Raw genomic sequence first — 12,163 nt, 5'->3', positions numbered from 1 at the left:
CCTATGTGTGGCGATTCAGTCTGTCGTGAGCCCTAAAAAATTCACAATCGGTGTGAAAAAGCGCTCAAATCCGACAAAGGCATGATTGCCCTCTGACTCCACAGTTTGACGGCAGGCCGTGTAATACGCGACTGCCTGACGATAGTCCAGAACCTCATCCCCTGTCTGCAACAGCAGCCAGAGCAAATCCGGCGATTCCAGTCGGTCAACCTGCATGACCTTCAGATCGTAAACGTGCCGAGACTCTAGCACATATTGTTCACCGGTGTAGGGGTTCTGATATTCGCCGAGATGGTCCAGCAACAGTTCAAACGGCTTCACCGCTGGGTTCACCACCACGGCAGGCAGCATAAAACACTGGGATAGCCAGGTGGCATAATAACCACCGAGGGAAGAGCCAACAATGCCCACCGGGCGACCGGCCCGCTCCATAATCAGCGATTCCATCATCTCGGCCGCCTCCGACGGATACGGTGGAATTTGTGGAATCACCATGTCAATTTCAGGATGCCGCTCTGCCAGCCACGTTTGCAGGGCCGTCGCTTTCGCCGACTGTGGCGTACTGTTGAAGCCGTGCAGATAAAGAAGCGTTGGCATTAGTAACCGTCCGAATCCATGTCAGGCAGGAATTCGCTGCCTGAGAGACGATAGACCTCGGTTTCCAGACGGCCATCCGGCAGCAGGTCCAGATAGCGCCAGCCCGGTGCCACGTCATCAATAGTGAAGTTAGTGCAGTGCGGTTTGAACTGTACGCAGGTCGACGGCGTAGCCAGCAAACGGCGGCCATGCCAGTCAAAATCCATCTCCTGATGAATATGACCACACAGCACGGTGTTCACCTGCGGATAGCGCTCCAGTACCGTAGACAGATTATGCGCGTTACGCAGGCTGTGCTGATCGAGCCAGGTACAGCCGGAAGGATGCGGGTGATGGTGCAGCAGCAGCAGCGTAAAACGTTCGGGCTGACTTTTCAGGCTACGCTCCAGCCATTCAAGCTGGTATTCGCTCAGTTCACCGTGTGGGACGCCAAATACCTGACTGTCCAATAAAATGATCTGCCACTTGTCGCCCAGCAGCACATGCTTGGACGGCGCAATACCGGCGTCAGCCAGCGCATCAACCATCGCCGGTTGGAAATCGTGGTTACCCGGAAGCCATACGCAAGGTGCTGGGATCTGCGCAATTCCGCGCGAGAAATGATGATAGGCTTGCAGCGTGTGATCCTGTGCCAAATCGCCCGTCGCGACGATCAAATCAAACGCATCCTGCCGAGCCTTGATGGCATTCAGCACAGCGTGATAGCTACGATAGGTGTTGATACCCAGCAAGGTTTCATGCTCGCCCGCAAAAAGATGGGTATCTGTTATTTGTAAAATCCTGACTCTGGCGCCACTCGCCACAGGCAGTGTCAACAGGCTTTCCAAATGGTGTCCTTGGTTACGTAAATCTGTCTCTACCCGTCATCTTTCAAATTGCAGAATACGCTGCTTTCCCTTGTTGGCTCGACTGCCGCCGCCCTGCGTCTTGAAATCTATTGGGTATCAAAAACCGGTATCGACATCGAACCATACGCCAAACAATACTTTAGCCAATCAGCAAGAAACTGATTAATTTGATGCTTTTCGTCACGTTGATGTAACTTCTTATTAGGATAATCATAACGTGCTTTGAAGCGAAAGATCTGCTGGCTGGCACACACTTCCGCAACCAACGCATCATGATACAACCTAACGCTCATCATTGGCAGGCTCCAGTAGCTGACAGTGGGCGCTGTCTGCTTAATTTCCACCAATGAGGTATAGCGAGTAGATTCAAGAATCGTCAGTTGATAGACCGCATTATTGACGTGATAAACCGCGATTTCGCCGACTTCATCATTTTTTGGCAGCAAACGCCGCAATTGCATGAAGTTGGTTTCACATAGCCTCATCATGGCTGGGAAATCCGGAGTATAACGTTTCATAAATTCAATCCACCCACTCACGTTTCAGTTCTTCATGGTGCAATGCCAACCATTGCAAGGCAATGACAGATGCGGCGTTATCAACAATCCCTTCTTCAACCCATTGATAACTTTGTTTACGGCTCACCACATGTACACGGATATCTTCATTCTCTTCCGCCAAGCCGTGAATACCTTTCGCTGTACGCGTATCCACTTCGCCCACCATCACCGCCAGACGCTCACTGGTGCCGCCGGGGCTCGCAAGATAGTTGATTATCGGTCGGCAACGGCCAACCCTTAATCCGGCTTCTTCCTCTGCTTCGCGCCGCGCCACCTCTTCGTGGCTTTCTCCTGGCTCAATCATGCCAGCCACCAGCTCAAACAGCCAGGGTGATGCGCTGGTGTCGTAGGCAGCGATACGAATCTGTTCGATTAATACCACTTCATCACGCACCGGATCGTAAGGCAGCAACACTACGGCATGGCCACGCTCTAAAATCTCGCGACTAACTTCGCCGCTCATACCGCCATTAAACAGGCGATGACGGAAACGGTAACGCTCCAGCGAAAAAAAACCGTCGTACAGCGTTTCGCGTGCAATAATTTCTACATCATCTTTGGTGAAAGTAACCGGACCGGATACGGAAGACGCCATGGCTGTACTCCTGTAACAAGTATTAATGGAATCCGGTATTGTATGGCGGAATCCGCTGTCATTATACTCATCATTGTTTTTGAACGTTTATTAGGCGTGACGTCGGCCAAGTGAGGGGGATTCTCACCCATCGCATCACTTTTCGGTGCCTTACTGAACAGAAAAACGCCGCACTGAATCATCCAACAGGTCAATTTACCTGACCCTGTGGGCATATTCCGCTGAAAGATGGCACGTTCAGCTACCTTATCCTATTGGCAGATTCTGATAGAATCGACAATTATTCGTCTACAGACAGCGCTACCATAGCGAGATTGCTGCACAACAAGGAATGCAAATGAAGAAATTGCTCCCTCTTCTTATTGGTCTGAGCCTGGGCGGTTTTAGCGCCATGAGTCAGGCGGAAAACCTGTTACAAGTCTACCAGCAGGCAAAAAGCACCAACCCTGATTTACGCAGCTCTGCGGCAACCCGCGACGCCGCGTTTGAAAAAATTAATCAAGCGCGTAGCCCATTACTGCCTCAGCTCGGTTTAGGCGCTGACTATACCTATAACAAAGGCTACCGTGACAACAAAGACGTCAACAGCAACGTCAAGAGTGCCTCACTGCAATTGACTCAGACCTTGTTCGACATGTCCAAATGGCGTGCGCTGACGTTGCAGGAAAAACAAGCGGGCATTGAAGACGTCACCTATCAGACGGCTCAGCAAAACCTGATGCTGAACACGGCAACCGCCTATTTCAACGTCCTGCGTGCTATTGATTCGCTGTCTTATATCAATGCGCAGAAACAGGCGATTTATCGCCAGTTAGATCAGACGACACAGCGCTTCAACGTGGGTCTGGTCGCGATTACCGACGTCCAGAACGCCCGTTCACAGTACGACAGCGTGCTGGCAAATGAAGTTCTGGCTCGTAATACGCTGGATAACGCGCTGGAATCACTGCGTCAGATTACCGGCAACTTCTACCCACAGCTGGCCGGTCTGAACATCGAACGCTTCTCTACCCAGAAACCTGAAGCGGTTAACAACCTGCTGAAAGAAGCCGAAAACCGCAACCTGAACCTGTTGTCCGCACGTTTGAGCCAGGATTTGGCACGTGAGCAGATTCGCTCCGCCGAAACAGGCTATATGCCGACGTTGGATCTCACCGCATCGACGGGCGTGACTGATACCCGCTATTCCGGCTCACGGACGAATAACAGCAACTCGTTTAACGATTCAGACGCCGGGCAACACCGAGTGGGAATCAACTTCACTCTGCCGCTTTACAGCGGTGGTGCCACCAACTCTCAGGTGAAGCAGGCACAGCACAGCTATGTCAGCTCCAGTGAACTGCTGGAAAGTGCACACCGTTCCGTTATCCAGATAGTACGTTCATCGTTTAACAATATTTCTGCATCCATCAGCAGCATCAACGCTTACAAACAGGCAGAAGTGTCTGCACAAAGCTCTCTGGATGCAATGGAAGCCGGTTATCAGGTAGGAACACGCACCATCGTTGACGTGCTGAATGCCACCACCACGCTGTATAACGCCAAACAGCAGCTCTCCAGCGCTCGTTATGATTACCTGATCAATCAGTTAAACATTAAGTCCGCGCAGGGCACGTTGAGCGAAACCGACCTGCAAGCGCTGAATGCGTCACTGGGTCAACCGGTTTCAACCACGCCAGCCGTAACCGACAACACCGCTCCGCAGGCCACTACCGCCTCGGCGCAGCGTTAATCGGTAGCCGCGTTTACAAGCATTAATATAGAGGGGAACCACGGTTCCCCTTTTTTATACCCGTTCTTTCCCCACAAAATAACGCGATAGCACCTGAACACAGGAACCGTCTTCTTTCGCCATAAAGCGAAACGTTGCACAACAGAATGTATAGCAACGTAAAGACATCTTTCGTTACACCTATTGCCGCTTTAAATTCAAGCAGTGTTCCCCTATCCTTAGGCACACTTATTTGTTATTGGCCGTGATGCTTTACTCTGGGATAAACACGATGAAACGTACAAAAAATATTAATCAGGAAACGTTCCGCAAGGAATGGCGGACGCACCGTCTGGCACCTGTTGCTTTGGCCGTCAGCGCCGTATTTTTCCTCGCGGGCTGCGAACAAACGGATGAAACCGTCTCCCTCTACCAGAATGCAGATGATTGTTCGTCAGCTAACCCGTCAATGGCTGCCCAATGCACCACTGCATACAATAATGCGTTAAAAGAAGCAGAAAAAACGGCACCAAAATACGCAACGAAAGAAGACTGCGTAGCAGAATTTGGCGAAGCGCAGTGTACTCAAACGCCTGCACCGGCACAGGCCGGTATGGCAGCAGAATCGCAACAGGGCGGCGGGATGTCCTGGATGCCGCTGATGGCCGGTTACATGATGGGCAGAATGATGAGTGGTGGAGCCGGTTTCACACAGCAGCCGCTGTTCAGTTCAAAATCACCGGCCAGCCCGGCTAACGGCAAATTCGTTGATGCCACCGGCAAAAACTACGGTAACGCGACAACAGGCCGCACGATGACCGTACCTAAAACCGCATTGGCGCCGAAGCCTGCCACAACCTCGACCATCACGCGTGGTGGCTTTGGTGAAACCGTCGCGAAGCAAAACAGCATGCAGCGCAGCAGCGCCAGTTCAAGTTCCAGCTCTTCCCGTAGCATGGGCGGCTGAGGACGTATCGAATGAAGCGGATAGATATTACAGCGCGTCCTGACTGGCAGGAAAAAGCCACCGAGTTTGGTTTTCGTTTCCACACGATGTACGGCGAACCCTACTGGAGCGAAGAGGCTTACTACCAGTTCACGCTTGCCCAGATCGAAGAGCTGGAAGAAGCCACAGCAGAGCTGCACCAGATGTGTCTGCAGGTGGTGGAAAAAGTCGTCAACAGCGACGCGCTGCTCGCTAAGTTCCGTATTCCCAAACACACCTGGGAATTCGTCAGACATTCATGGCGCACCAATCAGCCTTCGCTGTATTCACGCCTCGATCTGGCGTATGACGGCAAATCCCCAGCAAAACTGCTGGAGAACAATGCGGATACGCCGACGTCACTGTACGAAGCGGCCTTTTTCCAATGGCTCTGGCTGGAAGATCAAATCAACGCCGGAAATCTGCCGCAGAATTCAGACCAGTACAACAGCATTCAGGAAAAGCTGATCGAACGCTTTGAAGAGCTGAAGCTCAATCACGGCTTCGGTTTGCTGCACTTCGCCTGCTGTCAGGATACGGAAGAAGATCGCGGTACGGTGCAATACCTTCAGGATTGCGCGCTGGAAGCCGGTCTGCCGAGCGAATTTCTGTACATTGAGGAAATTGGCCTCGGTGAGAAGGGCCAGTTTACCGACCCTGAAAATCAGGTAATTAGTAATCTGTTCAAGCTGTATCCGTGGGAGTTCATGCTGCGCGAGATGTTTTCCACCAAGCTGGAAGATGCGGGTGTGCGCTGGTTAGAACCGGCCTGGAAAAGCATTATTTCCAATAAAGCGCTGCTGCCGATGCTGTGGGAAATGTTCCCAAATCACCCTAACCTGCTTCCTGCCTATTTCGCAGAAGATGAACATCCTGAGCTGGACAGCTACGTCATTAAGCCGCTGTTTTCACGCGAAGGGGCGAACATCCAGATCGTCGAAAATGGCAAAGAGATTGCGTCAGCCGACGGCCCTTACGGCGAAGAAGGCATGATCGTTCAGCAGTACCATCAACTGCCAAAATTCGGCGACAGCTATACGCTGATTGGTAGCTGGCTGGTGAACGATCAACCTTGTGGTATCGGCGTACGTGAAGATCGCGCCCTGATCACTCAGGATCTCTCGCGCTTCTATCCGCATACCATTCTGGATTAAGCAGTAAAATATACTCTAAATAATTCGAGTTACATGGCGGCGGCAAGCAAAGGCATCCCGATGAGCTTACTCAGGTAAGTGATTTGGGTGACGAAGCGCAGCCAACATACATGTAGCTTGAAGTATGACGAGTATATAAGGCACGGTGAAAACCGTGCCTCATCATTTCTTCTGCAAAAAACGGATTATCCCACCTGTACCGACAGCATACTCAGCGATCCCATTTCAAGCCCATCGACCGGAATACTGATTGCCTCTTTGCCGTCCCAGCTTCCCAGCACATAGAGCAGCGGGAAATAGTGATCGGGCGTCGGGTTGGATAATGCGGCACCGTCATGCTGCATAAAATTAACCAGCGGATGGTCGTCGCCCTGATAAGTCAGGTTATCACGCACAAATTGATTGAATGAAACAGCCCACGTATACGGCTCTGCGTCGCCGTCCCATTTCACCATCCGCAGGTTATGCACAACGTTACCACTGGCCACAATCATGAAACCTTCATCACGCAGGGTTGCCAGTTTACGCCCTAATTCGTAGTGATACGCGGCAGGCTGCGTACCGTCCACGCTCAGTTGCACAACGGGAATATCCGCATCGGGATACATCTTGATCAGCACACCCCAGGAGCCGTGATCCAAACCCCATTGGCTTTGATCGGCAGTAACCGGGTACGGCGCCAGCACCTGCTGGATTCTCGCCGCCAATTCAGGCGAACCGGGTGCCGGATACTGGGTATCAAACAGCGCCTGCGGAAAGCCGCCAAAATCATGGATGGTGCGCGGGTTTTCCATCGCCGTCACGGCCGTTCCACGGGTATACCAGTGGGCAGAAACCGCGATAATCGCCTTCGGACGCGGCAGCGTCTCACCCAGCGTTTGCCATGCTTGCGTATACACATTGTTTTCCAACACGTTCATCGGGCTACCGTGGCCGAGGAACAGTGCAGGCATCCGGGAAGTGTTGCTCATAGTCATATCCTCTGAAAGATGTCAGCGAGCGTGCAGCCGCACGCGATGGCCTTACTTTACGCGCTTTATGACACAGAAAAAGTCAGAGTTATGTGATGGAGAACATCAATTAATTTGAAAGGTATTACGCTATAAGAAAAACGACCGACAAGGGATAGGACTCGCAAAAGACCAGATTAAGCAGAGCGACCTTTAGTATCAGAATAAATCTGGCTACCTTCGCGCTTTCCCACCCCCATAACCATCACAGTAATGGTCTCATCCTGGACCAAATACACCAGCCTGTAGCCAGCGGACTTCAGTTTAATTTTATACTGGTCTTTACGGCCATGAAGCTGTGCTGAAGGAACACGAGGATTTTCCAAGCGCTCAACCAGTTTTTTCTTGAATTGCTCCCGGACAGGATGCCCTAACTTTTTCCATTCCTTCAGCGCAGAAGGCACAAATTTTAACTTATAGGTCATCGAGCGAAATCTCTTCCGCGTCAGCTAACTCTGACATCCGATCATCAACGGTACGCCCCAGTTCTGCATCTTCGGCCAGTTCCATTAAATATGCGAATACGGCAGGAGGCACACAGTAGAACACCGGTTCATTCCGGTTCAGTATAGCGATAGTTTCACCTTCAGCAGCCCGTACCGTCCCCATAGGGTCACGTTTCAACTCAGTAATACTGGCCGCAGTGTTAGTTAGGATGTTGAAAGCCATAATTTCATTCACTCAATTCGGTTAGTCAAAGGCGACTTAAACACACTAATAATAGCACTTTTAAAAGCACTCATTATAGTATTTCCTAAGCATCGATTTACATGACAGTTAAACTGCTTTCTTCCATAAAAAGCAAAACCCCGCCGAAGCGAGGTTTCATAATGAAGGGCGTTGACCGTTAAGCCGCTTTCTTTCATAAAAAGCGTCGTGGACAGTTATTCACTTGCCTGCCCCCATAAAGCAAAACCCCGCCGAAGCGGGGTTTTATGATGAAGGGAGTTGACCGTTAAGCCGGGTTCTGTCGTGGACAGTCATTCATCTAGGCCAGCAATCACTCACTGGCTCAAGCAGCCTACCCGGGTTCAGTACGGGCCGTACCATGTGAACCCCTATTTGGCCTTGCTCCGGGTGGAGTTTACCGTGCCACGAACTGTTGCCAGTCGCGCGGTGCGCTCTTACCGCACCCTTTCACCCTTACCTGATCCCACTTGCGTGGGCCATCGGCGGTTTGCTCTCTGTTGCACTAGTCGTAGGCTTGCGCCTCCCAGGCGTTACCTGGCACCCTGCCCTGTGGAGCCCGGACTTTCCTCCCCTCCACCTGTCTCCCCCGAAAGGGACGGCAGTGAAGCGGCGACTGTCTGGTCAACTCCGGCGCGGATGATAGGGCAAATCGCCCTACTTGTCATCCTCCGATTCACCGCTATCACCTTCTTGCTCCAGCCCATAGCGGTAAAGCGCGTTTTTCTTCACGCCGTGAATCTCTGCTGCCAGCGCCGCCGCTTTCTTCAACGGTAGCTCGGCACGTAATAGCGTCAGCGTGCGCAGCGCTTCTGCCGATAGCGCGCTCTCATCAACCTGATGCCCTTCCACAATCAGCACCATTTCCCCTTTGCGCCGATTCTCATCTTCTTTCACCCAAGCCAGCAGTTCGCCCACGGGCGCGCCGTGAATCGACTCCCAAGTTTTGGTGATTTCACGTGCTAACACCACGTAGCGCTCAGCACCCAGCACCTCACTGATATCCTGCAGGCTGTCCAAAAGACGATGTGTGGATTCGTAGAAAATTAGCGTGCGGGTTTCTTCCCCTAGCTCACGCAGCTTATCTTTGCGCCCTTTGGTTTTGGCAGGCAGAAAACCTTCATAGCAAAAACGGTCAGACGGCAGACCAGACGCGGAGAGCGCCGCTATCGCCGCGCAAGCGCCCGGCAGCGGCACCACACGAACGCCGGCTTCACGGCAGCGTCGAACCAAATGGTAACCGGGATCGTTAATCAGCGGCGTGCCCGCATCTGAAACTAGCGCGATGCTTTGTCCTGACTGCAATTTAGCCAGCAACACATCCGCTTTTTGTTGTTCGTTGTGATCGTGTAATGCGAACAGTCGCGCATTAATCGCAAAATGTTGTAACAGCAGACCGGTATGGCGGGTATCCTCTGCGGCGATCAGATCAACGCTCGCCAATACCGCCAGCGCACGCTGCGTGATGTCGCCCAGATTGCCGATTGGCGTGGGGACAATGTAGAGGGTAGATGCAGAAATGTCTGCTTGTTGGTCTTGATTCATTGTTTCATCCGGGTTGCCGATTTAATATTGAGCATCTTTAAAAAAAATCACTGGATACAGTATGCTTCCCTTTCATTTCGTCCGTACCCAGGCAGGGCGTGTTATCCCTGTTTTGTTAGCGGCACTGTTTCTCGCAGGCTGTCCAAGTCATGCACCGCAGAGCCCACCACCCGAGGTTCAGGGCAAAGCTGACGCATCATCCGATTATTATCTGCAACAGATGCAGCAAAGTAGCGATAATAACAAGGCTGACTGGCAATTACTTGCTATTCGTTCCCTGTTACAGGAAGGGAAAGCCCCTCAGGCAAGCCAGCAGTTCAATGCGCTGCCAGAAAAATTGAGCGCCGCACAAAAGCAAGAACAGCAGTTACTCAGTGCGGAACTGTCCGTCGCCCAAAACAATATGGATGCGGCTAAAGCAGCGCTGAGCCAGCTTGATGTGGGCGCGCTTTCCGATCAGCAAAAGCAGCGTTACTACCAGACGCAAATCAAAACAGCACAAGGTCGTCCTTCCATTGAGCTGCTGCGTGCCTATATCGCTCAAGAGCCGCTGCTGAAAGGTGACGAACATCAGATGAATCTCGATCAGACCTGGCTGGCGTTGACGCAAATGTCACCGCAGGAGTCGAACTCGCTGCTGATTAATGCGAATGAAAATGTGCTGCAAGGCTGGGTCGATCTGCTGAATAACTATCAGGATAACCGGACTTCTCCCGATCAGTTAAAGAGCGCAATTCAGGATTGGCAAACTCGCTATCCGCACCATCCTGCTGCAAAAACGCTGCCTACGCAGTTGAATCAGGTCATTAACTACCAGCAGTCATCGGTGAACAGCATCGCATTGCTGTTGCCACTCAATGGTCAGGCGCAGGTTTTCGCCAATGCCATCCAGCAAGGCTTTAACGCGGCAAAGAACGGTCAGATAGCCACCGCAGCCGTATCTGCCCCTGCTGCACCGTCAGCGGACGCCACGCAAGCCGAACCGGTCAACCCATCGGCAGAGGGCCAGAATGCCCAATCGCCCGCGCCATATAGCGATCAGGCAGTAGCCTCCCCAACGCCTGCACCGGAAGCACAGGCGACAAGCGCTGGGCTGTCCAGCTCACTCCCGGTCAAAGTGTATGATACGTCTTCACAACCGCTGGCGAATATTCTCACACAAGCACAGCAAGATGGCGCCTCGCTGGTCATCGGTCCGCTGCTGAAAAATGAAGTGGATCAGTTGGCGAACAGCCAGTCACCACTGAATATTTTGGCGTTGAACCAGCCGGAACACGTCGAAAATAGCCCTAACATCTGCTATTTCGCCCTCTCTCCAGAAGATGAAGCCCGAGACGCGGCAAAATTTATCCATCAGCAGGGTAAACAGCAGCCGCTGGTCTTAGCCCCTCGTGGTGCACTGGGCGACCGCATCATTAACGCATTCGCTCAGGCCTGGAACCAGCAAAGCGGCACCAGCGCTCTGCAACAGCGCTTTGGCAACACGGCAGAGTTAAAACAGGCCATCAATAGCGGCGCGGGCTTAAGCCTGAGCGGTCAGCCTGTTAACGTGTCGCAGCAGCAGGCACAGTCTGGCACCACCATCGGCGGTTTAACCATTCCTTCTCAGGTTCAACCTACGTCCAGCTCGTCCGTCAGCGGTAATATCGATGCGGTCTATATCATCGCAACGCCAGACGAGCTGGCGCTGATTAAGCCGATGATTGATATGCGCACCACCTCACGCGCACGCCCGGCGCTCTACGCCAGCTCACGTAGCTTCCAGGCCGGATTGGGCCCTGACTTCCGCCTCGAAATGGAAGGGTTGCAGTTCAGCGATATCCCACTGTTAGCCGGTGCGAACCCAGCGCTGATGCAACAAGTCAGCAGCCAGTTTAAAAACGATTACTCGTTAGTCCGCCTGTATGCGATGGGGATGGATGCCTGGACGCTCGCCAGCCACTTTGGTGAAATGCGCCAGATTCCGGGCCACCAGATCCCTGGGGCGACAGGCATGCTGAGTTCAGGACCAGATTGCACCATCAACCGGCAGCTAACCTGGCAGCAATATCGTCAGGGCCAACTGGTACCCGTTCTCTGAATCAGCGAGCGGCTGGCGCAGTTTACGAACAACAGGCCCGGCGTTATCTTGAACGTGCGGGCCTGACCTTCACCGCGGCGAATGTTACGCTACGCGGCGGTGAACTGGATTTGATCATGCGCGATCGCCATATTTGGGTATTTGTCGAAGTGCGCTATCGGCGCAACGCCCATTTTGGTGATGCCGCAGCCAGCGTCACCCGACGCAAACAGCAGCGGTTGTTGCATGCCGCCGCCGTGTGGTTGGCGCAGCGAGGTGCCAGCTTTGACACGGTGGATTGCCGTTTTGACGTGCTGGCAATTACAGGCGAACAGTTCGACTGGCTCCCTAACGCCTTTGCAGCACAGGGCTAACATTTTTACCATTCAGAGATATCTTATCCTTAATGGAC

At 52.6% G+C, this 12,163-nt stretch carries 13 protein-coding genes and 1 other RNA gene; 5 read left to right on the top strand and 9 right to left on the bottom strand.

Annotation, left to right across the window (positions count from 1 at the left end; genetic code table 11):
- Positions 1-15: 15 nt before the first annotated feature.
- The 4 genes from yqiA to nudF all read right to left on the bottom strand — a co-directional run bounded on the left by yqiA (position 16) and on the right by nudF (position 2,600).
- Entirely contained in the window at positions 16-597 is a 582-nt protein-coding gene (gene yqiA, locus BJJ97_RS07080; RefSeq protein ID WP_039482239.1) for an esterase YqiA, read from the bottom strand.
- Complete coding sequence (gene cpdA / locus BJJ97_RS07075; protein ID WP_095701323.1) at positions 597-1,424, bottom strand: 3',5'-cyclic-AMP phosphodiesterase; 828 nt, start codon at positions 1,422-1,424, stop codon at positions 597-599. Before cpdA ends, yqiA begins: the two co-directional genes overlap by 1 nt.
- A gap of 107 nt (positions 1,425-1,531) precedes the next feature.
- Positions 1,532-1,963 carry a DUF1249 family protein gene (locus tag BJJ97_RS07070; RefSeq protein ID WP_039482244.1) on the bottom strand — a complete coding sequence of 144 codons (432 nt, stop codon included), beginning with the start codon at positions 1,961-1,963 and terminating at the stop codon, positions 1,532-1,534.
- A 4-nt stretch (positions 1,964-1,967) separates the two neighbouring features.
- Positions 1,968-2,600 carry an ADP-ribose diphosphatase gene (gene nudF, locus BJJ97_RS07065; RefSeq protein ID WP_039493025.1) on the bottom strand — a complete coding sequence of 211 codons (633 nt, stop codon included), beginning with the start codon at positions 2,598-2,600 and terminating at the stop codon, positions 1,968-1,970.
- A gap of 337 nt (positions 2,601-2,937) precedes the next feature.
- Between nudF and tolC the strand changes: the two genes are divergently transcribed.
- The 3 genes from tolC (at position 2,938) to BJJ97_RS07050 (ending at position 6,450) form a co-directional block, all read left to right on the top strand.
- Positions 2,938-4,332 carry an outer membrane channel protein TolC gene (gene tolC, locus BJJ97_RS07060; RefSeq protein WP_095993474.1) on the top strand — a complete coding sequence of 465 codons (1,395 nt, stop codon included), beginning with the start codon at positions 2,938-2,940 and terminating at the stop codon, positions 4,330-4,332.
- A gap of 271 nt (positions 4,333-4,603) precedes the next feature.
- Entirely contained in the window at positions 4,604-5,278 is a 675-nt protein-coding gene (locus BJJ97_RS07055; protein ID WP_095701321.1) for a DUF1190 family protein, read from the top strand.
- An 11-nt stretch (positions 5,279-5,289) separates the two neighbouring features.
- Entirely contained in the window at positions 5,290-6,450 is a 1,161-nt protein-coding gene (locus BJJ97_RS07050; protein WP_095701320.1) for a glutathionylspermidine synthase family protein, read from the top strand.
- A 185-nt stretch (positions 6,451-6,635) separates the two neighbouring features.
- Here BJJ97_RS07050 and ygiD read toward each other — a convergent pair whose 3' ends face one another.
- From ygiD to rsmI, 5 genes are all read right to left on the bottom strand, one after another.
- On the bottom strand, positions 6,636-7,421 hold the full coding sequence (gene ygiD / locus BJJ97_RS07045; protein ID WP_095993473.1) for a 4,5-DOPA-extradiol-dioxygenase: 786 nt from the start codon (positions 7,419-7,421) through the stop codon (positions 6,636-6,638).
- A 176-nt stretch (positions 7,422-7,597) separates the two neighbouring features.
- Positions 7,598-7,885: a type II toxin-antitoxin system RelE family toxin gene (locus tag BJJ97_RS07040; protein ID WP_039493031.1), complete on the bottom strand. Its 288-nt coding sequence runs from the start codon at positions 7,883-7,885 to the stop codon at positions 7,598-7,600.
- Entirely contained in the window at positions 7,875-8,129 is a 255-nt protein-coding gene (locus tag BJJ97_RS07035; RefSeq protein ID WP_095993472.1) for a type II toxin-antitoxin system Phd/YefM family antitoxin, read from the bottom strand. The genes BJJ97_RS07040 and BJJ97_RS07035 overlap by 11 nt, the downstream gene beginning before the upstream one ends.
- A 271-nt stretch (positions 8,130-8,400) precedes the next feature.
- An RNA gene (gene rnpB, locus BJJ97_RS07030) (RNase P RNA component class A) lies at positions 8,401-8,779 on the bottom strand.
- Positions 8,780-8,804: 25 nt separating this feature from the next.
- On the bottom strand, positions 8,805-9,692 hold the full coding sequence (rsmI, locus tag BJJ97_RS07025; protein ID WP_095993471.1) for a 16S rRNA (cytidine(1402)-2'-O)-methyltransferase: 888 nt from the start codon (positions 9,690-9,692) through the stop codon (positions 8,805-8,807).
- A gap of 61 nt (positions 9,693-9,753) precedes the next feature.
- Between rsmI and BJJ97_RS07020 the strand changes: the two genes are divergently transcribed.
- Both BJJ97_RS07020 and BJJ97_RS07015 read left to right on the top strand, forming a co-directional pair.
- Positions 9,754-11,772, top strand: a complete 2,019-nt coding sequence (locus BJJ97_RS07020) for a penicillin-binding protein activator (protein WP_095993470.1) — start codon at positions 9,754-9,756, stop codon at positions 11,770-11,772.
- Positions 11,769-12,125, top strand: coding sequence for a YraN family protein (locus BJJ97_RS07015; RefSeq protein WP_039279491.1), 357 nt, complete (start codon positions 11,769-11,771; stop codon positions 12,123-12,125). The genes BJJ97_RS07020 and BJJ97_RS07015 overlap by 4 nt, the downstream gene beginning before the upstream one ends.
- Positions 12,126-12,163: the final 38 nt, after the last annotated feature.

This window comes from Pectobacterium polaris (assembly GCF_002307355.1).
Lineage (GTDB): Bacteria > Pseudomonadota > Gammaproteobacteria > Enterobacterales > Enterobacteriaceae > Pectobacterium > Pectobacterium polare.
This window is presented reverse-complemented; position numbering and strand designations above follow the sequence as displayed.